Source organism: Haemophilus sp. Marseille-P9675, from assembly GCF_916862695.1.
In the GTDB taxonomy this organism is placed as follows: Bacteria; Pseudomonadota; Gammaproteobacteria; order Enterobacterales; family Pasteurellaceae; genus Haemophilus; species Haemophilus haemolyticus_K.
Genome location: NZ_CAKASP010000006.1, coordinates 25,702 through 47,425 on the forward strand (window position 1 = coordinate 25,702; position 21,724 = coordinate 47,425).

Genomic DNA, 21,724 nt, shown 5'->3' on the forward strand with positions numbered 1-21,724 from the left:
TTAACCATTTTTTATTAAAACTGAGCCAATCTTGTTTTTTTACTAAGATTATACCAAAAATCGTTGATAGATTGTTTTTGTTAAAATTAGTGGTAGCCCTTGATTGTAATAATGTAGCAAACAAAATTATAATACATAACGTAATCTCTCACATTAGCCACTGTGTAACTTAACATCAACTAACCATCCTTTTGTATAATAAATCTCTATTTATGTGCTGATAATAGGCTGGCGTTTATTGTTAGTTTTATCTATGCCTAGATTTAAGAAATAGTTTTGCGATGTAAATTGCAAAAATGATATTTTCCAAACCTAAAATACTAAACAACACACTTATAAATCTCCTCTGGTAATAAATAATTCCTATTTTCGTAACAATCAATAATAAGTAACTTTATCAATCTTGATGATGTTCTCCTGCGTTGGCATTTTTATTGTAGCGCCGTATAAGCTGTATAACACAACAGAAACTAGCTCCATTAGCTCTCTTTGGGGTAAATAGGCTTGCTTATAGAGTTCTACTAAGCGCTGAGAACAATGTTTTTTAAGCTGTTTAGTCTTAATTTGCTGAATCCGCTTATAATTGATTTCAAGCTCTCGATGGTATTCCGCAAGTGATTGATAAAGCTTGTTATTGCCGCCGTTTGCCCTGATTTTTCCACTAAATATTGATTTAGCTGATCTTGTGTTGGGTAATCCGTAATATTGTTAACACTGATTAAATCTATCGCAGGTTGCAAAGCTAATCGCACTGATTTAATTGAAGTTTTACCTTCATCACACCGACGTTGCAATTTCTGATAGTAACTTTCGATACGAGGCTCGGGCTCTTTGAGTTTATTAAAAAGAGCTTGTATGCGTTCTAATTCAGCTAAATTATCTTTTAACACTTCATCAACAATAATCTGATTGGTATCAAGCAACCAGCGTAATACAGTTAAATTGGCACGCAATCCATTTGGTTTAAAGTGCGTAACTAGCTCCGCATTTTTGCCAAATTTCATCACAATTAATGAAGAACCGCATAAAAATTGATCCTTTATCCAAGGCGACACTAATACCACATTTTCGCATATACCAGAAAATGAACTTCTTGTAGGTGGTTTTAACTGCTTTATTACACAAGATATGTCCATTTAGGCGAATCATATTGAACAATAAACTTCGTCTTGAACAATCATGGCAAACATTACCGTAACCAGATGGCATTTCACCGTTGAATTTCAGGCAAATTGAAAGTAACTGTTCGTCACATTTCTTGCACAACAGTATCTCTTGGTTATGAACCTTACGATAACTACAGCAATTCTTACAAGTTGCAAAAGTATATCGACGATAGCACTGCAAACAGACCAATTCATTCGTCATGGGCGAACGGTATCTATCGTGTGTCATTTTACCGCATTCTGAGCATTCTATTTTCTCTCGAAAATAATGAGTGCAAGAACTACACACCGCACCGACTTATTATACTGATTTCAAATGTACCAGCTTATTTACCATAGCGTACACAATCCTTTAATTTTTCGCATTCAAGACAAAGTTTACCATCAAGGTGAATACGTTTGAGTTGTTCGCATCGCTTACAAGATGTTTTTTTAAACCACTGGACGTAGCAATTTTCACAATAATATTCTTCTTGGAACTTGCGTGTAACTTGAGCTTTGCCACAAATAGAGCAACTATTTCTCTTTTGAGAGCAAATTTTAGTGATTTTCATGCTGCGATTTTTAACTGCCGTTTTAAGCGTTCCCATTGACGGTTTAGACTTAAAACAGAATCAGTCTTAGATTTATTAGTTACTGTCTTACGGCTTACAGTTTTGCCTTCTGGTGTGTATTTAAAGAGTGTATCAAGTTTCGTAGGATACTTTTCAAAGTCAAACACCTTTTGTGTTATACCACTTTGTTGAATAGCTTGAATAAAATCCTTACTTGGTAATTTTTGAATTTTAATCGCGTTTACCAATAGATTCTTGCGCTCTTCAACAGGAAGCTGTTCAAATGCAAGAGCTGTTTTGGTTTGGTATATTTCTACTTGAGAAATACCGCATTATTCCACAAACCTTGTGAAAGCATGAGTGGATTTGGAAACCGCAGCACGTCAAATAAAATTGATGAAGTAATGCAATGTAGCAAAGTACACTTGCACATCCACACGTTTTCTGAAACATTCACCTGAATTAGTCGTAAACGCATTATTAATCGTTTCCATCGTTACGATTTCTACTTCATTAAGAGGTGTCATCACAACCTATAATTTCTCACCGCATTGATGGTAATAATTCAATTGTTGTTTCTCTGTAGAAAGTAAATGCGGTTGATACAGTTCACTACAACAAGGACGTTTGGACTCAAGTAGAACCTGATGTTCTAAACAACCAAAGTGCTACGCAAAACGCCATTCATTACGCAAATAAGGAGTTTCCTCTAAGCAACAAGGACAATAAGATTGACCGACACGAAAAGTGCTATTATACGAACCTCTTGAAATCACCTACTTCGCTTGACCTTTAATCAGGGTGCTTTCGCCATTAATCAGTTTCAATACGAAATACATCGAATGGTTAGCTAAGTTTACCTGCTGATTAAGTGATAATGCTTTAATATCTTCATGAATCTGCGGTACTATCGGTTCAACCCTCTATCTAAATCACACATCCATAGTCGCCATTTATCCCAATAAAATCCAGTAAATATAATCGACTCCGTACCGTAATCTAAAGCAGCACGAATAAGCCACGAACTGATGCTTTCATTCGGATAAAGTGGAGTTCAGATACCCCCTGATTTTACTCGATAATTTTACGTAAGCCCTGCGTTGGTTGTACCCATGAATTATGCTCAATAATGTCTGATGTAATTTACTCAGTCCCACTTGTAATCGCTTCAACAGTACATACGTTTAATAAACAATATACATTGCCTAAGTTGCCACCTGAGATTGTATTAATCTTTGTTGCTAACTCTGGTGATTGTAGATTAGAACATTTCTTTAATGGCAAAATACCTTGAAATTGGAAGAGTAGTTTTTGAAAATCCTTATTCAATTTCCATATTGGCAACTCCGCTACATCAAAACGACTGGTATGCTGTGGATAGGTGTGTAAAACACGGATTGCATCTTTTGTACCTACGCTTACAATCGGAATTTGCAATTCATTGCACAACATTTTAATAGCATTCATTATTTGGCGTTGCAAACGCGGTGTTCCCATAAGCAACGAATGAAATTCGTTAATAATCAGCATTTTTACCTTGTATTCACGGAATAAGTGAATAGTCTGATAACGCAATTTAGCGACACTGTCCGTTGTGTCGATACGGAATATAAAAACGTTCCAATAACGAGATATAAAGCTCTTTTTTATTTGCACTCGGCGGTGCTTCTGCCAAAATAATGGGGTGCACGCCGTCTGATTGACTGTCCACAAAAGGTATGCCGTACAAATCATAAAAGTGTCGAATAAGCGTCGTTTTACTATTGTTAGAATCACCGACTGCCAACAAATTGAACATACTCATATTGCTTTTCCATTACTCAATCTCCCCAAATGTGAAATCATTGTCTAAAAGCAAGTTAGAAGCAGGTGTTTTGACTGTTTCTGTTGGTTTGCTTTCGGGTAAACTTGTTGGGATTACCACCTTGCTTTTCGCATGGACTTTCTGCCGTTGAGCCTGTCTGCAAGCTTTCTTAGTCCTATGTGCAGATTGTTCAACCAGTTTGCGCATCAATACTACAGGATCTCGACGAAATAAAAATTCCTTACTTTTTTTCGTCTGAATCATTGGTGTACATATTGAGTGCTACATCGTAGTAACGTAAACCATCAATTGTCACTCCATTATGCTGAATAGTCCGTTTTTTACTTGGTAGGAAATGGTAGAGTGAATCTGTAAAAAGGTGAGAAAGTAGAAAATCTATCATAGTACTGCCATGTAACTTAACTTGAGTAAGTACCGCCTCAATATCTTCAAGATTACATTGCTGTTGCTTGTAACTTTGAACAGAGTTAATGTTAAATAACGCAAGGTGACGAATTCTATCTTCATTATAAACGTGGAAAATACACTTATTCTTTTTACAAAATGCCATTGTTGCTTTCCATTTTTCTTTCCAATTACGCCAATGTTCTTGCCATTTTGATTTCGGTTTTACTTCAATCAAAAGCGATGGTCGTCCATCATTGAAACAAATGAAGAAATCAGGAGTGTAAGGATAAGTCATTCCATTTTTCACAAACAGAATGCTAACAGGTTGAGAAACGATTTCCTCTACTGCAGGAATATAAGTAAAATAGAGTAAGAGATCACGCTCAAGTGTAGATTCGTAAGGAATGCTTACTCCATCTTTAAAAGGAAATAAGCCTGATACGCTAAGGCGTGTAGGTTTAATCTTACGAACCTGTTGAAAGGTAGGTTCTGTTTTCATAAATAATTTGACCTTTATTGGTATCTTTTAATATATTTTGACTGCTATTTGTGGTTTTATCGCCATTAAACAGTATCTTCTAAGAGTAAAAATAGGCTAAAGTCTTATTCTATCATTCTAGGTTTTGCCCATTATGATACTTATTTGTAGCTTTAACAAAATTGTAACTGCTTTCTAATACATCCGCTTGATTTTGTAACATTGGAACAATGTTAAAATAGCTATGAATTGTGGCTTGGCTGTCATTAAATTCCACTTCTTCAATGTAAAATGATAAAGAATCAACTTTTGAGTATTTTGCAAATTTGAAGCTACTGAGCGAAATTAAATGTGGACGATAATGGAGAGCTGAGTAGAAAATCAAAGATAAAAGAATAAAGATAATAAAAAGCATTGTTTCTCCTTATTTTTATTACTCCCCGAATAAACAAACGCTATTTAAAAAGGTGCGATAATAACCGCACCTTGTTTTAGTCAAATGTTATTAGTGGGATAAAGCTTGTTTCACTGCTACATCCAATCCAGCTGTTGGACGGCCAAGTAATTTCTCAAGGGTTTTGTCTTCTGAGAATAACGCACCGTTTGACGCATCTACATCCCATTGTGCAATTAAGCCTGCAAAGCTTTCATCTAATCCTGCTTGTACAAGTGCTGCGGCATAATCTGCTACAGGAATATCCACGTAAGGGATATCTTTACCTGTTTGTTTGCTGATTTCTGCTGCAAGGTCAGCTAATGTCCAGCTGCTTGATCCGGCAAGCTCGTAAGTTTGGTTTTCATGACCTTCACCTAGCGCCACATTTACTGCAGCTTCAGCAAGTTCTGCACGAAGTACAGACGAAATTTTGCCGTTTTTTGCTGAACCGTAGAAAGCATTGTTTGCTAATGCTGCCGGAATTGAAGCTGTGTAGTTTTCGGTGTACCAACCATTGCGTAAAATAGTGTAAGTAATACCCGAAGCTTTTAATGCAGCTTCAGTTTCAACGTGCTCACCGGCAAGGGATTTTACAGTATTATTGTTGGTCGCGCCGAGTAAACTGGTATAGATAATATGTTTCACACCCGCTTTTTTCGCCGATTCAATTACGTTGTTGTGTTGTACAAAACGCTGACCGATTTCATTACTTGATACTAAAATTAATGTATCTACGCCTTGTAATGCTTCTACTTGTCCTTCTGTTTTTGAATAATCAAATTTGCGAGCTTCTACACCTAAAATTTTTTCTGGAGAGCGTACAAGCGCAAGAACGTTTGCTTGTTTTGCTTTTAATAAGTCTAATGCGATTGCGCCAAATTGACCTGTTGCACCAGTAATTGCGATAGTTTTAGTTGTCATGATGTTTTCCTTCTCGTTAAGTTGAAATGATGTTTGAACATTTGATTGTTCGCTTGATGTGGCGTATTATATTTTAATACTTACTTTTGAGAAGTACTTACATAAACGTAAGTTTTGGAATTTTTTAAAAAATTTTTCAAATTGTTGATTTTTAAGGAATTAAAAATGGAAAAAAATTTAAATCGTGGGAACGTACTGGCTTCAGCTTGCCCTTCTCGCCAAATTTTGCAACATTTAACCAGTCGTTGGGGCGCATTAGTGTTAGTGAGTTTACATTCTGGCACCAAGCGTTTTAGTGAACTTCGCCGTGCTATTGATGGCGTAAGCGAGCGTATGTTGACTAAAACCCTGCAGGAATTGGAGGCTGATGGTATGTTAATCCGTAAATCCTATAATACCGTGCCACCGCAAGTGGATTACACATTAACAGAATTTGGGACAGAGGCATCTAATAAGATGTTTGATTTGGTGGATTGGTTAGAAACAAATTTACCTGAAATTTTAGATACAGTGAAAAAACATTAAGAATTATTACTGAACTTGTTTATGGAAATTCCTAAGGTAAAAAAATCGCACCTTTAACAGTGCGATTTTTTCTTATATTAATTTAGGACATTCTGCCGTTTTCTATGCCAATCACCTGATCACAAATTGCCATGGTGGATTGGCGATGGCTGACGAGAATAATCAATTTCTCAGCTTTTACATCGAGTAATGATTTCAAAATCATTGCTTCGTTTAAGCTATCCAAATTACTGGTTGGCTCATCAAGCAAGATAATCGGTGCATTATGTAAAAATGCTCGGGCAATACCGATACGTTGTTTTTCACCATCAGACAGGTTACCGCCTAATTCCGTCATTTTTGTTTGATAACCTTGTGGCAAGCTTAAAATGAAATCATGAATTGAAGCTTTCTTCGCGGCTTCCATAATTTCATCTAACGTTGCATCACGGCGCGCAAGACGGATATTTTCCTCAATGGTTTCGTTGAAAATATAGGTTTGCTGAGTAATGTATGCCATATTGTCACGCAAGCTACGAGTGTTGATATTCGGTAAAGTTTCGCTGTTAATTTTAATGCTACCTGATTTTGGATCGTAAAAACGCATCAGCAATTTCAACAAGGTACTTTTACCGCTTCCGCTTCTGCCGTGAATCCCTAAGATTTCACCTTTTTTCACAGATAAGCTGACATCCGATAAAATTTGTTCTTCACCGTAAGCGAAGTTTACATTCTCTACATCAATGCGAGAAACCTCCTTCAAATCTACCGCACTTTCTACATCTTTTAACTCTGGTTCTTCTGCTAATAAACCTAATACTCGCTCACCTGAAGCCAAAGTTTGTAATAAGTTGCTTGAAAGGTTACTTAAGGCAATAACTGGCCCGTAGCTCGACATCAATAAAATCACACCAATTAAAAAGGCTGAGAAATCAATTTTATCTAAGCTAAATAAAATTAAGCCTGTGAATAATATAATTATGTTAAACGCCGATACCGCCACTTCAGTATAAACACGCACTTTTGCTTCTTGGTCTTTAATACGTTCAAAAGCTGTATCGATTTTTTGGCTGCGTTGTTGGATTTCATCTAACCGTTGTTTCGCATAACCGAAGAGCTGAATTTCTTTCATACCTCGCACACTGTCGAGGAAGAAATCATTCATTTCGCCCACTAATTCACGATAACGTCTGCCATCTTCACGCGCTAATTTAGTGGTGATAATCGGTAAAATAACACCCACTGTCAAATACGCAGCCAACGCCACAAGCACAAACCAACCTGAAAGATGCGCAAAGACCAACAATAAAATCACAGAGGTAAAGAACGCGATCATAATTGGCGCAATGGTATGCGCATAGAACACTTCGAGCAATTCAATATCATTAGTCACTAAAGACACTAATTGCCCTGCTTGTTTATCTTGCAACTTCACAAAAGCCAAACGGCGCAAAGAAGAAAACACTTTGTCACGCAATAATGCGAGTAATTTAAAAGCGATGTAGTGCCCAGACATTTGCTCTAAATAACGCAGTGCGCCACGAGCCACCGCCAATACTATAAGTGCGGTCAAAATTCCGGAGAAACTTAAATGAGTGTCAAAGTTAAGAAGATTTACTAACCCCATCGCACCCAGCACCATAATAAAGATGGCAGCCAGGAAACCAAGCGTACCCATAGTAATGGTAAACGCCATAATATGTGCGAGTGGAGTCACTAATTTCAACAAATGCCCCATAACAACAAAACCATTTTTACGCATTTGCCACCTCTCTAATTTGTTCTAAATCTTTTTGTTGTTGGAACATTTCAGCATACGCACCTTGTTTTGTCATTAAGGTTTGGTGAGTGCCTTGCTCAATCAATTTACCTTGGTCAAGTACGTTAATACAGTCCGCATTTACCGCATTTGCTAAGCGGTGAGAAATCATCACAATGGTTTTTTGTTGTTTAAATTGCTGAATGAACTGCAAAATAATTTCTTCGCTTTCCACATCAATGTTACTGGTCGCTTCATCAAAAATGTAAAGCTCGGCATTGTGTAATAAAGCACGCGCTAAGGCTAAACGTTGAATCTGACCGCCCGATAAATTCGCACCACGGCTTAATAATTGCATATCTAAGCCACCATTTTCGCGTACAAAATGGGCAAGATTCACTTGTTCTAAACACGCATAAATTTGCTCGTCTGTGGCATCAATTTTCGCCATCGTCATATTTTCACGCAGCGAGCCTTTAAACACGTAGCTACTATGGCTCACCAACGATACTTTTTGATAGAAAGAAGTGCGGTCTATTTCTGAGGCGTTTTGTCCATTAAACAAAATCTCACCTTGTTGCGCTTTATTAAAGCCCATCAACAAAGAAACTAAAGTTGATTTACCGCAACCACTTTTACCCACAAACACTGAAAGTTGATTTGGTTGAATCGTTAAAGTTAAACCCTGAATTGCTGGTTTTTCTGCAGAATACGCAAAATGTAAATCTTTAATTTCCACTTGAACGTTATTTTTGGCTTCAAAATTTACCGCACTTTGTTGGGTTTCCACAGGCGTATCAAGTAATGTGAAGATCTTATCTGAAGCCGCTTTACCATTCATCGCCACATGGAAGAAAGAACCAAGCAAACGAAGCGGAATAAAGAACTCAGAGGAAAGGAGAATAAATAAAATCACGCCTAACACGCTGAGTTGTGCATCTTGGAATTGCAATAGTGCGGTTAAAATCCCGATTGCCGCACCGCCGTAAGCAAGTAAATCCATAAGAGAAACCGAGTTAAGCTGCATGGTAAGCACTTTCATGGTAATTTTGCGGAAATGCTCAGCCTCTTTATCCATCTCTTTCGCTTTGTAAGCGTCGTCTTGATAGATTTTCAAAGTAATTAAACCCTGTAGGTTATCTAAAAAGCTGCTGCCTAATCCCACATAGATGGACCAATATTTTGCTAAGAGTTTTTTCGCAATTTTATTCACCGCAATGATCGACATAGGGATAAGCGGCACGCAAATTAATAAAATAATGGCTGTTTTAAAGCTGAAAAAAATCAAGAAAACAAAGAGGGTAAGCGGTGCAAGCAAGCTATAAAAAAGCTGCGGCAAATAACGCCCAAAGTAGATTTCAAGCTGTTCTACACCTTCTGATGCCACTTGGATAATGCTTGAAGTAGATTGTTGATTCACTTGGTTAAGTGGCATAGAAGCCAATTTACGATAAATGAGGCTACGCAATTCATGCTTCACTTTTGTGCTGGCAAAATAAGACGCCTGCACCGATTTTTTACCCGCAAAAGCACGTAATGCTAATGCCGCAATTAAAATCACACCTAAACCCACCGCACTTGACATCGTCAACTCTTTAAAATAAGCGGCTTGTAAAATATAAGAAAACACGACGGCACTAATAATCCCGCCAACTAACGCCACCCAATTCCACAACACCGTGACACCAATCCATTTTTTACTATCGGCCACAGTGTTAATTAGGCGTTTATCTATCATCATAATGATTGCTCCTAAAATAAAAAGAAGTACGCATAGAATTATGCGTACTTTATATGTAGGGAATGGAAGTTAGCACAATCCATGCACTCAGATTATTTATGTGTGTGAATGGAAAACGATTCACACACCCTACAAATTAATTAGAATCGAATTTCTACAGAAGCTGAGAAGTTACGACCTGGTTGATAGAAACGTTCAAGACCATAGCCTGTATCCCAGTTTAATCCATTTGTTGTTGAACGACGATTTATACCACGTAAGCTATCCCACGTATGGTATTTACGGTCAAGTAAGTTATACACACCAGCACGTAATGTTACATTTTCTACTGGTTTATAATAACCAAATAGATCTACAACAAAAGCAGAACCATTTAACCAGCGATAAGGTTTAATAAGATTATAGCTTATGTCAGCTCCTTGTTCACATCCTCCATCCAGATCACCATACCAATCTCTAGTTGGGCGTAAACATTCATGTTTTACTTCTTGGATTTTAGCATCTTTGTCTTTTTTAGCACCTAAATACGTAAATCTTGAAAAGATACCCCATACTTTATTAGGAGATTCATAATCTAAACCAAAAATTGTTTTTATTGGTTGAATTGATTGTAAACTTTCTCCATTAGACAAAGAACCTTTACTGTAACCTAGAGCACCAAATAACTTAAAGCCATCAGGTATTTTTTGATACAGAGAATGTAAGTTTAACGATCCTTTAAACTCAATGCCTGAAATTTTTGCTCTGTCAAGATTAACCATTTGTTGATATAACTCAGGAATTGTCGGATTACAAAATTTAGGATCATTATAACAACTATACTCGTCATAATATTTATTCGGAACTTCTTTCTCTGTTTCTTGTTCATACAAGAAATTGCGATAACGAGTGTGATAAATCGTTACATCTAAATCCCCTTTCTCACCACGACCTTGTAACGTTAAACTTTGACTTAAGCTACGTTCTGTTTTTAAATCTGGATTAGCAGCCCAATTACCATAAATATTCTCATAGGTAAAAAACATTTCGGATGCACTTGGCAAACGATATCCAGTGCTCAACAAATAACTTAATTTCCAGGCTTCATTAATTTGACCATTTAATCCAATTAACCCTGTCCAATCGTTAAATTTAGCTTTTTCTGGTTTTTTAGGTTGGAATTGAGGATTTCTATATGGAACATTATAATCTAAAGGTTCCATCTTTGTATGATCATAACGAATACCAACATTAGCTGAAAATATATCATTAAATGTCACGTTATCTAGCAAAGAAACACCATATTGGGTAGTTTTCACTGGGTTTTGGATTGTATAAATATTAGTTTTTCTAGTGTTTCTAGTTAAATCAATATCAGTATCATAATTCACATTTTGGAAATTTTTCTCACTAACAAAAGATTGGAATGAGAATCTATGATCACCAAACAAATCAAAAGATTTCGTATCTAATCGTAAAGATACTCTTTTATATTTTGTTTTTGTTTGACGATCATCTACTTCTGTTGCTGGATTCTTAGATAAATCTTTTTCATTTCTCCAAGAAGAATAAACATAATCCCCTTTATGATTAACAGAACCTAAATTAGTTTGTTGATAATCAAAATCCGCTCTTATTAATGTAAATAATCCTGATTTAGGTAAATATTGATAATTAGTATTTATTGTATATATTTTTTGAGAATCATCAGACTCACGATAAGAATTCAATAGATTATATGAATACTCGTCGGTGTAACGACTTGACTTCTGTCCTGAAATAGAAAAATTAATTCTATTCTCATCATTTAATTGATAACCAATTTTAGCTAAATAACTATTATTCCAATGTTTTGAGGGATCTGGTGTTTGTCTATTTTGCCCTCTAACCAACTCTCCACTGCCAGCACTTTTCATTTCGTGTCCATTACGATAAGAGTAAAGCAACGTTAAATCTACTTTCTCTCCTATATAGCCCAATCCCATTGTATGGAACCATTCTCGATTTTTGCTTGCGTAGCCATTACGTAAAAGGACACCATAATTTTTATTTGGCAGTAAAAAATCCCCTGCTTCCAATGTCCGATAATTTACTCCACCACCAAGGTAACCACTACCTTGATTAAAAGAATCTGAGCCACGAACAATATCAATTTCACGAACTAATTCTGAATCAATAGATAATCTTGAGCTATTAAAATTACCATAACGAGCATAAAGTGAATTTTCTTCGCTATCTGGTAAATTAACACCATCAATACTAATTCCTACACGATTATTTTCTACCCCACGAATAGAGAAACCTTTTAAGAATCTACCATTATCACTGATACCAACATCAGTTGTATAACGAACCAAATCTCGAGTATCACGGATCATCTCTTTTTGAATTGTTTTTTCATTTTTATGAATCACAGCGGATTGTGTTTTACGTGGAGATGATATTTCATCCGTAACCTTAATTTCAGACAATTGCTCCTCAGCCAAAGCATAACTCGTAACAGACATGCCAGCAGTAATCAGCAACAGAGCATAAGGGGTTAATTTATGTTGTTTCATTTATGATTTCCTTAAGTTATATAAATGATAATTATTATAAATAATGAATTTTTTATTTTGTATATGTTTTTGATAATTATTTTTATTTTGTGATTGAGATCAAAAAATTAAGTTGAACTTTTATTTTGCTAATCATTATCACAGTACAATCAAAATGACTTTTTTTCCTAACAGTGATAGGATAATTGGTAATTTTATTATGTAAATTGAATCAATTATGACCCAATCTCGAATTGTAAAAATCGCAACGCGTCAAAGTCCTTTAGCTTTATGGCAAGCAAATTTTGTGAAAGAGCGCTTAGAGCAATTTCATTCCCATTTAACAGTTGAACTTGTGCCTATGGTGACAAAAGGTGATGTGATTTTAGATTCACCTTTAGCAAAAATTGGGGGAAAAGGTTTATTTGTGAAAGAACTAGAGCATGCATTATTGGAGAAGCGAGCAGATATTGCTGTACATTCAATGAAAGATGTACCAATGACTTTTCCTGAAGGTTTGGGCTTAAGTGTGATTTGTAAACGCGAAGATCCTCGAGATGCTTTTGTTTCAAATTCTTACTGTTCTTTATCTGAATTACCACAGGGCTCGATTGTAGGAACATCTAGCTTACGTCGTCAATGCCAGTTAAAACAGCTTCGACCAGATTTAGATATTCGTTCTTTACGTGGAAATGTGGGTACGCGTTTGAGTAAACTTGATGCTGGTGAATACGATGCCATTATTTTGGCTTCTGCAGGTTTAATTCGTTTAGGTTTAGCATCTAGAATTGCTTCTTTTATTGAAGTAGAACAGTCATTGCCGGCTGCAGGACAAGGTGCCGTAGGAATAGAATGCCGAACGGATGATATAGTCGTGAAAGATTTATTAGCACCGCTAGCTGATGAAGAAACAACAGCATGTGTTTTGGCTGAACGTGCGATGAATACTGCATTACAAGGTGGATGTCAGGTACCAATTGGAGGGTATGCTGTGTTACAGGGAGATGAAATTTATTTACGTGCATTAGTGGGTGATGTGGATGGTTCGTTGATTCTTCGAGCAGAAGGCAAAAGTACGGTAGAAAATGCAGAAGAATTAGGCCGTACTTTGGCTAAACAGTTATTAACGCAAGGTGCTGATAAAATTTTAGCAAGAATTTATGCATAATAGGGGGAAGTAATGGCTGTCTTAGTGACTCGCCCTGACGAACGTGGTAGACAATTGGTTGATATGTTAAGTCAATCAGGTATGACGGCACTGCATTTGCCTTTATTTACTCTAGAAGAAGGCTATGAGCTTGTTAATTTACCCACTAGGTTAAATCAACTTAATGCTGGTGATTATGTGTTTTTGGTTTCTAAAAGTGTGGTAGATTTTGCGGATAAAATATTAAAAAAAACAAATAATATTTGGAGAAAAGATTTACATTTCTTTACAGTTGGAGAACGAACCGCACAGTATTTTTCTTGTCAAAGCGAGCGCAATGTGCGTTACCCTATTCGTTCTGAAAGTAGTGAAGGCTTGTTAGAGTTACCCGAAATGCAATTTTTGCAAGGTAAACAGATTTTAATATTACGAGCTAATAGTGGTCGAGATTTTTTTCGCAAACAAGCAGAATTACGTGGAGCACTGGTAAGCTATGTTGAATGTTATCGTCGGGAGCCTCTTCTTTATGATGCAGAAGAAAAAATAAATATTTGTAAGCGTTTAGGTGTAAATACTATTGTGGCGACAAGTTTAGACATCATTCAATCCCTATTAACATTTGTGCCTGAAAATGATCAGGCATGGTTAAAACAATGCACACTGATTACTGTAAGCCAACGTATTGCTAATTTTACGAAAGAAGCTGGTTGGGCTAATGTCGTCATTTCTCCTAAAGCAGATAACACAAGTTTATTAAATACCTTACTTAAGACTCATTAAGGAATTGATATGGCAAAGAATCAATCAAATGATATCACTGAACAAGTCAGCGATACCCCTGAAATAGTAGTAGAAAAAACGGAAGCGGAACAATCTGCTGAACAGCCTGTTCTTCAACAAACGATAGTTAAAAAAAATGGTACAGCATTAAGTTTGTTAGCTATTTTAATTGCGCTTGGTGTTGGCGGTGCTGGTTATTATATTGGCCAACAACAAGTTACAGACTTTCAGAAAAAGTTAATTGTTCTTGAAAACCAAGTCGGAGAGTCAGCCTCTCGTGTTACTTCAAATGAGAAAAATGAGCAAGTAAGCCAATTGGAAAGTGGTTTAAAAGCCATGCAGGAAAAGGTAATTCAATTAGAAGAATTTAATAAAAGTAAAACGGAAGAAATTACTACTTTACAGGCTCAAATAAAACAAGTGAGTCAACTTGCAAGTGCACAACAACCAAATGATTGGTTATTCTCTGAAGTCGATTTTTTATTGAATAACGCACTACGTAAACTTATTTTAGATAATGACGTTGATACAGCTATTTCTTTATTGAAATTAGCTGATGAAACGCTAGTTAAAATTAATAATGCTCAAGCTAATTCTGTTCGTAATGCGATTAACCAAGATTTGAAGAAATTACTTTCTCTTTCTAGTGTAGATCAAAATTCAGTGATGCAAAAACTTTCACAGCTTGCCAACACAGTTGATGAGTTGCAAGTGCTTAATGTAAATTTTGATGACACCCCTGAAAATAATAATAAATTATCCGATAGTATCGAGGATTGGCAACAAAATGTTGAAAAAAGTGCTACTTCTTTCTTAAATCATTTTATTCGTATTTCGCCAAAACAAAGCGCAAATAAGAAAGAATTATTAGCACCGAATCAAGATATTTATCTTCGTGAAAATATTCGTTTACGTTTACAACTTGCTATTATGGCTGTACCTCGTCAACAGGATGAGCTTTATAAACAATCTTTAGATGCTGTGTCGTCTTGGGTTCGTAGCTATTTTGATACAAATTCTGAAACTACGCAGAATTTCTTAAAATCTGTGGATGAATTGTCAGAACTGTCTATTTATGTGGATGTTCCAGAACAATTGGCAAGTTTAACATTGCTTGATAAATATCTTAATCGCTTACCATTAGATGTACAAAAAGTAGAAATTGAGACAGATAAAGCGGTTGAAAGTATGCCGAAAGTAGAGGATACAATGCAAAAATCTGAAGATAAACCGGCAAAAGCCGAGCATCAACAATAAGGAGAGCCTATGTTTAGAGTGCTTTTTCTAATGATAGCGCTGCTTGCAGGACTTGTGGCTGGACCTTATCTTTCTGGTCAGCAAGGTTATGTCCGTATTGAAACGGCTAACAATATTATTGAAATGTCTATTACAACGCTAGTCATCTTTTTTGTTATCGCGTTAGCAATCATCTATGGATTGGAGTGGATTATTACCCGATTTTTACGTTTAAGTAGAGGATCTTACAACTGGTTTTCACGCCGTAAACGTGTTAGAGCACAAAAACAAACCCTTGAAGGTTTGGTTAAAATGAATGAGGGAGATTATGCAAAAGCAGAAAAATTGATTGGTAAAAATGCCAAACACTCTGCTGAGCCAGTATTAAATCTAATCAAAGCAGCTGAAGCTGCACAACAACGTGGTGATGAATTTAGTGCAAATCGTTATTTAATTGAGGCAACAGAGTTAGCGGGTTCTGATAATTTATTGGTTGAAATCGCTCGGACACGGATTTTATTACAACAAAATAAATTACCAGCAGCGCGTAGTTCAGTAGATAGCCTGCTTGAAATGTCTAACCGTAATAAAGAAGTATTAAAACTTGCTGTGGATATTTATTTGCGCTCTAAAGCTTATCAAGCGCTTGATGAGATTTTAGACAGTGTAGAAAATAGTGGTTTATTTAGCACAGAAGAGTTTCAAGAACTTCGTACGCAAACAGAAAATGGCCTACTTGATGAAAAGATGAATGAGGAAGGCGTTGATGGATTACTTGCATGGTGGGATGAGCTACCTCGTCGTCGCCGTAATAATGTTGATTTAAAAGTAGGCTTAATTCAACGTTTAATTGATTGTAATGATCATGAGTCTGCAGCAGAATTTACCCTTGAAATCTTGAAAAAAATTGGTGACAACACACCAATTGGTAAAGCGCTTTGCACTCAAATTACACGTTTACAGCCGGAAGATAACAGCAAGTTAATTAAACTTGTAGCAAAACGAGCTAAACATGCTGGTGATGTAGAAAAATGTTGTATTAATCGAGCGTTGGGCTATTTATATGTTCGTAATAACGAATTTTCCCAAGCTGCTGAAGTTTTTAAAAAGGTGATTGCTTGTCCTAATCAATTAGAATCAAATGATTTGATGATGGCTTCTTACGTTTTTGAACAGTCTGGTGATAAAGTCCTAGCAGAACAAGTACGACAAGATAGTTTAAAATCCGTAATGGCTATAGACAATATTCCTCTTGAAAAAAATGAGGAAAATATGCTAAAAAAAGGAAATTAGCTTTCAAAAGCAAATTATAATAGATAAAACGCACTTCAATGAAGTGCGTTTTATTATGTTTTATATCTTTATAGATTTTTAAGTCTGTTAGAATATAAAACAAGGCAAAGCGCAATAACCATAACAAGAATTGAACCAGCAAATAATAAGGTATCAACTGAGCTTTCATGATTTACAATAATGAGTCTTAACATTGCTGTAATCCCTGCGTATATAAAATAGCGCAATGGAAAATGATAGCCACTTTTAAAATATTGAACTATTAATCCTATAAACCCGAAATATAAGAAAAACATTACAGCTTGTTCAGCTACATCATAGGGTACAAAGCTTGATGTATTTAAAACCATCATTGCTAAGGTATAAGTTATTTTACCCAAAGCAATAATTAGTACAATTGCTAATGCAATTAATGCAGAACTTAACACTATTTTTAGGACTCCAGTTATCATTTTCGGGAGCTTTTCTAATTCCAAAGATTCTTCCATTTTTCTTCCTTAAGGATAAAATTTAAAAAGGCGTATATTTTAATCTAATATAGAAAAGTTGGTCAAAGCTATTTAGGAAAATAATATAGTATAGAGTGGCTATAATAAGTGAATAGAGTAGTCAACAGTTGATATAGAAAGGTATGTTTAAAGGATATATTATTAGATATAAAAAGTGCGGTGAAAATTCACCGCACTTTTTTATTACCGTCTTGTTTTCAAGAGTTTTTCAGTCAATTCATAAGCTCGAAGTTTTGCTAACTCTTTAGAAAGTTTCGCAACCAGTAAATCATGATCTACATCTGATGCATGAGATACAATGTTCTCTTCAGCTTTACGTTTTGCTTCGCGAATACGCTCAGCATCTAATTCACTACCACGGATAGCAACATCTGCTAGTACCGTAACAATATTTGGTTGAACCTCTAAAAAACCACCGGAAACATAGATAACTTCTTCATTTCCATCTTGAAGGGTAAATTTAACAATCCCTGGTTTAATTGCCGTTAGCAATGGTGTGTGTCCAGGGAGAATTCCTAATTCTCCCTCAACACCTGTTGCTTGGATCTGTTTCACTTCACCTTCAAAGATTTTTCGCTCTGCGCTTACTATTGTTAAATTAAATGTCGCCATTTTTGTTCTCCTTCAAATGACTTGAAGTGATTACATATTTTTGGCTTTTTCTAGCGCTTCGTCGATTGAACCTACCATATAGAACGCTTGTTCTGGGATATGGTCGTAATCACCGCTTAAAATACCTTTAAAGCCGCGAATGGTTTCTTTTAATGGAACATATTTACCCGGAGTACCGTTAAATACTTCAGCAACGAAGAACGGCTGTGATAAGAAACGTTCAATTTTACGTGCACGTGCCACCACTAATTTATCTTCTTCAGATAATTCGTCCATACCAAGAATTGCGATAATATCTTTCAATTCTTTATAACGTTGTAAAATACCTTGTACACCACGAGCAATATCATAATGTTCTTGACCAACAACAAGTGGGTCTAACTGACGTGAAGTTGAATCTAATGGATCAACAGCTGGGTAGATACCTAAAGACGCAATTTGACGACTTAATACAACGGTTGAGTCTAAGTGTGCGAAAGTTGTTGCTGGAGATGGGTCAGTTAAGTCATCCGCAGGTACGTATACCGCTTGTACAGAGGTAATAGAACCTGTTTTAGTTGAAGTAATACGTTCTTGTAATACACCCATTTCTTCAGCTAAGGTTGGTTGATAACCTACCGCTGATGGCATACGACCTAATAACGCAGATACTTCCGTACCAGCAAGGGTATAACGATAGATATTATCCACGAAGAATAATACATCACGACCTTCATCACGGAATTTTTCTGCCATGGTTAAACCAGTTAACGCAACACGTAAACGGTTACCTGGTGGCTCATTCATCTGACCATAAACCAAAGATACTTTATCTAATACGTTAGAATCTTTCATTTCATGATAGAAGTCATTACCTTCACGAGTACGTTCACCTACACCCGCAAATACAGAGTAACCAGAGTGCTCGATCGCGATGTTACGGATTAATTCCATCATGTTAACGGTTTTACCTACACCCGCACCACCGAATAGACCAACTTTACCACCTTTAGCAAATGGACAAATTAAGTCGATAACTTTGATACCAGTTTCTAATAATTCCGTACTGTTTGATTGTTCTTCATAGCTTGGCGCAGAACGGTGGATAGCCCAACGCTCTTCTTCACCGATTGGACCTTGTTCGTCAATTGGTTCACCCAATACATTCATAATACGACCAAGGGTTTTTGTGCCTACCGGTACTTGAATCGGCTCATTCGTGTTTTCTACTTTTAAACCACGTTTTAAACCATCAGAAGCACCTAATGCGATACAACGTACCACACCGCCACCTAATTGTTGTTGCACCTCAAGTGTTAAACCTGATTCAACTTTTAATGCATCGTAAACTTTTGGCACTGCATCTTGTGGAAATTCAACGTCAATCACCGCACCGATGATTTGTACAATTTTTCCTGCTGACATTACCGTTCCTCTTTTCTTAAATCGCTGCCGCACCGGCTACGATTTCATTCAATTCATTTGTGATACTTGCTTGACGAGCTTTGTTATACACCAACCGCAGATCATTAATTAAATTACCTGCATTATCAGTTGCTGCTTTCATTGCTACCATTCGAGCCGCTTGTTCTGAAGCTAAATTATCTACAACCGCTTGATAAATTTGGGATTCTAAATAACGAACTAAAAGACTATCTAATAGTACTTTTGGTTCTGGTTCATAAAGATAATCCCAAGTCTGTTGTCTTTCATTTAAATGATCGTCTTTAGATTCTGGTAAAGGAACTAATTGTTGTACAACAGGTTTTTGAGACATCGTATTAACAAATTTATTGTATGCAATATAAACTGCATCAATTTCACCATTACGATAAGCATCAAACATTGTATTTGCGACACCAATTAATTCTTCTAGAGCGGGTGTATCGCCTAAACCAGAAAGTTGACCTTTGATATTAATAAATCCAAAGGAACGGAAAAAACTAATCCCTTTTGAACCTATCAGGCCCAAATCTGTAGAGATATTTTGTTCTTTCCAATTTTTGATTTGGTTAAGTGTGGTTTTGAATAAATTAACATTTAATCCACCACACATACCACGATCTGTTGAAATAACCAAGATACCGATTTTCTTCACTTCACGCTCAACTAAGAACGGATGTTTATAACCGACACTTGCTTTAGACACATGACTAATAACGTTACGGATAGTTTCAGAATACGGACGAGATGCAGCCATACGATCCTGCGTTTTACGCATTTTCGAGGTCGCCACCATTTCCATTGCCTTAGTAATTTTTTGTGTACTTTGTACACTGGCAATTTTGGTTTTTATCTCTTTTGCACCTGCCATCTTATCTCTCCGTTACTACCAAGCACTATTCGCTTTAAAACTATCTAAAATACCTTTTAATGTATCTTTGATTTCGTCATTATAGTTACCGGTTTTAGTAAGCTCTTGCATAAACTCAGCGTGATTACGGTTAGAATAATCTAAAAGTGCGGTCTCAAAACTTGCAATTTTTGATAATTCCACGTCATCCAAATAACCAAATTCAACAGCAAACAATACAACCGCTTGTTCTGCAACAGATAATGGAGCAAATTGTTTTTGTTTTAATAATTCAGTTACTTTTTCACCGTGAGAAAGTTGCTTACGAGTCGCATCATCAAGATCTGATGCAAATTGTGCAAACGCTGCTAATTCACGATATTGAGCTAGCGCGGTACGAATACCACCCGCTAATTTCTTAATAACTTTAGTTTGCGCTGAACCACCCACACGAGATACCGAAATACCAGGGTTTACCGCAGGACGAATACCTGAGTTAAACAAGTTAGATTCTAAGAAAATCTGACCATCAGTAATAGAAATTACGTTGGTTGGAACAAACGCAGATACGTCACCAGCTTGGGTTTCAATAATAGGAAGTGCGGTTAAAGAACCTGTTTTTCCTTTCACTTCACCTTTAGTGAATTTTTCTACGTAATCTTCGTTTACACGAGAAGCACGTTCTAGTAAACGAGAATGTAAATAGAACACATCACCTGGATAGGCTTCACGACCTGGTGGACGACGTAATAATAATGATATTTGACGATAAGCTACGGCTTGTTTTGATAAATCATCATAAACAATTAACGCATCTTCACCACGATCACGGAAATATTCACCCATCGCACAACCAGCATAAGGTGCTAAATATTGTAACGCAGCTGATTCAGATGCGGATGCTGCTACCACGATAGTATTTGCAAGCGCACCATGTTCTTCTAATTTACGCACGACGTTTGCAATAGTAGAGGCTTTTTGACCAATCGCAACATAGATACATTTAATACCTGAATTACGTTGGTTAATAATAGCGTCAATTGCTAACGCAGTTTTACCCGTTTGGCGGTCACCGATGATTAATTCACGTTGACCACGGCCGATTGGTACCATTGAGTCAACAGCTTTATAACCGGTTTGAACTGGTTGATCAACAGAACGACGATCGATAACACCTGGCGCAATCACTTCTACTGGTGAAAAACCATCATTTTCAATTTCACCTTTACCATCGATTGGTTGACCAAGCGTATTAACTACACGACCTAATAAACCACGACCAACTGGTACTTCAAGAATACGACCTGTACATTGAACTTCCATACCTTCCGCTAAATCTGCGTAAGGTCCCATAACTACAGCACCAACAGAATCGCGTTCAAGGTTAAGTGCCATCGCATAACGATTACCTGGTAAGGCGATCATTTCACCTTGCATCACATCGCTTAAACCGTGGATGCGAATAATACCATCGCTTACAGAAACAATTGTCCCTGTATTACGCGCTTCACTGACCACGTCGAATTGAGCGATGCGTTTTTTAATCAATTCACTAATTTCAGTTGAATTTAGTTGCATCTTGTATTCC

General features: G+C 36.5%; 17 protein-coding genes and 3 pseudogenes. 5 read left to right on the forward strand and 15 right to left on the reverse strand.

The features are described from left to right. Positions 1 to 320: 320 nt before the first annotated feature. The 7 genes and pseudogenes from LIX50_RS08145 to LIX50_RS08175 form a co-directional block, all read right to left on the reverse strand. A pseudogene (locus LIX50_RS08145) lies at positions 321 to 1,756 on the reverse strand (hypothetical protein). After that, positions 1,717 to 2,780: pseudogene (locus LIX50_RS08150) on the reverse strand (TniQ family protein). Before LIX50_RS08150 ends, LIX50_RS08145 begins: the two co-directional pseudogenes overlap by 40 nt. Positions 2,781 to 2,791: 11 nt before the next feature. Then, a pseudogene (locus LIX50_RS08155) lies at positions 2,792 to 3,518 on the reverse strand (TniB family NTP-binding protein); the annotation flags it as partial. Positions 3,519 to 3,536: 18 nt separating this feature from the next. Next, positions 3,537 to 3,788 (reverse strand): hypothetical protein, encoded by a 252-nt coding sequence (locus LIX50_RS08160; RefSeq protein ID WP_226385932.1) that lies wholly within the window; start codon positions 3,786 to 3,788, stop codon positions 3,537 to 3,539. Then, a complete protein-coding gene (locus LIX50_RS08165) occupies positions 3,766 to 4,431 on the reverse strand; it encodes a TnsA endonuclease N-terminal domain-containing protein (protein ID WP_226385933.1) in 666 nt (221 codons plus the stop codon). Before LIX50_RS08165 ends, LIX50_RS08160 begins: the two co-directional genes overlap by 23 nt. A gap of 112 nt (positions 4,432 to 4,543) precedes the next feature. Continuing rightward, a complete protein-coding gene (locus tag LIX50_RS08170; protein WP_048953144.1) occupies positions 4,544 to 4,825 on the reverse strand; it encodes a hypothetical protein in 282 nt (93 codons plus the stop codon). Positions 4,826 to 4,915: 90 nt separating this feature from the next. Beyond that, the gene (locus LIX50_RS08175) at positions 4,916 to 5,767 is read right to left on the reverse strand and encodes an SDR family oxidoreductase (RefSeq protein WP_048953143.1); all 852 of its coding nucleotides are present in this window, start codon (positions 5,765 to 5,767) and stop codon (positions 4,916 to 4,918) included. A 165-nt stretch (positions 5,768 to 5,932) separates the two neighbouring features. On the opposite strand from LIX50_RS08175, the gene LIX50_RS08180 reads away from it, so the two are divergent. Then, the gene (locus tag LIX50_RS08180) at positions 5,933 to 6,292 is read left to right on the forward strand and encodes a winged helix-turn-helix transcriptional regulator (protein WP_048953142.1); all 360 of its coding nucleotides are present in this window, start codon (positions 5,933 to 5,935) and stop codon (positions 6,290 to 6,292) included. Between the two features lie 82 nt (positions 6,293 to 6,374). On the opposite strand, the gene LIX50_RS08185 is transcribed toward LIX50_RS08180, so the two are convergent. The 3 genes from LIX50_RS08185 to LIX50_RS08195 all read right to left on the reverse strand — a co-directional run bounded on the left by LIX50_RS08185 (position 6,375) and on the right by LIX50_RS08195 (position 12,308). Next, positions 6,375 to 8,033 (reverse strand): ABC transporter ATP-binding protein, encoded by a 1,659-nt coding sequence (locus LIX50_RS08185; RefSeq protein WP_048953141.1) that lies wholly within the window; start codon positions 8,031 to 8,033, stop codon positions 6,375 to 6,377. Further along, positions 8,026 to 9,771 carry an ABC transporter ATP-binding protein/permease gene (locus tag LIX50_RS08190; protein WP_048953140.1) on the reverse strand — a complete coding sequence of 582 codons (1,746 nt, stop codon included), beginning with the start codon at positions 9,769 to 9,771 and terminating at the stop codon, positions 8,026 to 8,028. Before LIX50_RS08190 ends, LIX50_RS08185 begins: the two co-directional genes overlap by 8 nt. A 140-nt stretch (positions 9,772 to 9,911) precedes the next feature. Next, positions 9,912 to 12,308: a TonB-dependent hemoglobin/transferrin/lactoferrin family receptor gene (locus LIX50_RS08195; RefSeq protein WP_048953139.1), complete on the reverse strand. Its 2,397-nt coding sequence runs from the start codon at positions 12,306 to 12,308 to the stop codon at positions 9,912 to 9,914. Between the two features lie 217 nt (positions 12,309 to 12,525). Between LIX50_RS08195 and hemC the strand changes: the two genes are divergently transcribed. Genes hemC through LIX50_RS08215 form a run of 4 tightly spaced genes read left to right on the forward strand, consistent with a single transcriptional unit; the run spans position 12,526 to position 16,743 of the window. Next, complete coding sequence (gene hemC, locus LIX50_RS08200; RefSeq protein WP_048953138.1) at positions 12,526 to 13,455, forward strand: hydroxymethylbilane synthase; 930 nt, start codon at positions 12,526 to 12,528, stop codon at positions 13,453 to 13,455. Positions 13,456 to 13,467: 12 nt separating this feature from the next. Further along, positions 13,468 to 14,214 carry a uroporphyrinogen-III synthase gene (locus tag LIX50_RS08205; protein ID WP_048953137.1) on the forward strand — a complete coding sequence of 249 codons (747 nt, stop codon included), beginning with the start codon at positions 13,468 to 13,470 and terminating at the stop codon, positions 14,212 to 14,214. A gap of 9 nt (positions 14,215 to 14,223) precedes the next feature. Next, on the forward strand, positions 14,224 to 15,471 hold the full coding sequence (locus LIX50_RS08210; protein WP_048953136.1) for a uroporphyrinogen-III C-methyltransferase: 1,248 nt from the start codon (positions 14,224 to 14,226) through the stop codon (positions 15,469 to 15,471). A gap of 9 nt (positions 15,472 to 15,480) precedes the next feature. Then, complete coding sequence (locus LIX50_RS08215) at positions 15,481 to 16,743, forward strand: heme biosynthesis protein HemY (protein ID WP_048953135.1); 1,263 nt, start codon at positions 15,481 to 15,483, stop codon at positions 16,741 to 16,743. 68 nt (positions 16,744 to 16,811) lie between these two features. On the opposite strand, the gene psiE is transcribed toward LIX50_RS08215, so the two are convergent. The 5 genes from psiE to atpA all read right to left on the reverse strand — a co-directional run bounded on the left by psiE (position 16,812) and on the right by atpA (position 21,714). After that, positions 16,812 to 17,231, reverse strand: a complete 420-nt coding sequence (psiE, locus tag LIX50_RS08220; protein ID WP_048953134.1) for a phosphate-starvation-inducible protein PsiE — start codon at positions 17,229 to 17,231, stop codon at positions 16,812 to 16,814. A gap of 204 nt (positions 17,232 to 17,435) precedes the next feature. After that, positions 17,436 to 17,864 carry a F0F1 ATP synthase subunit epsilon gene (locus LIX50_RS08225; RefSeq protein ID WP_048953133.1) on the reverse strand — a complete coding sequence of 143 codons (429 nt, stop codon included), beginning with the start codon at positions 17,862 to 17,864 and terminating at the stop codon, positions 17,436 to 17,438. 30 nt (positions 17,865 to 17,894) lie between these two features. Beyond that, entirely contained in the window at positions 17,895 to 19,268 is a 1,374-nt protein-coding gene (gene atpD / locus LIX50_RS08230) for a F0F1 ATP synthase subunit beta (protein ID WP_048953132.1), read from the reverse strand. 16 nt (positions 19,269 to 19,284) lie between these two features. Continuing rightward, complete coding sequence (gene atpG, locus LIX50_RS08235; protein WP_048953131.1) at positions 19,285 to 20,157, reverse strand: F0F1 ATP synthase subunit gamma; 873 nt, start codon at positions 20,155 to 20,157, stop codon at positions 19,285 to 19,287. Positions 20,158 to 20,172: 15 nt separating this feature from the next. Next, a complete protein-coding gene (gene atpA, locus LIX50_RS08240) occupies positions 20,173 to 21,714 on the reverse strand; it encodes a F0F1 ATP synthase subunit alpha (RefSeq protein ID WP_005629241.1) in 1,542 nt (513 codons plus the stop codon). Between the last annotated feature and the right edge of the window lie 10 nt (positions 21,715 to 21,724).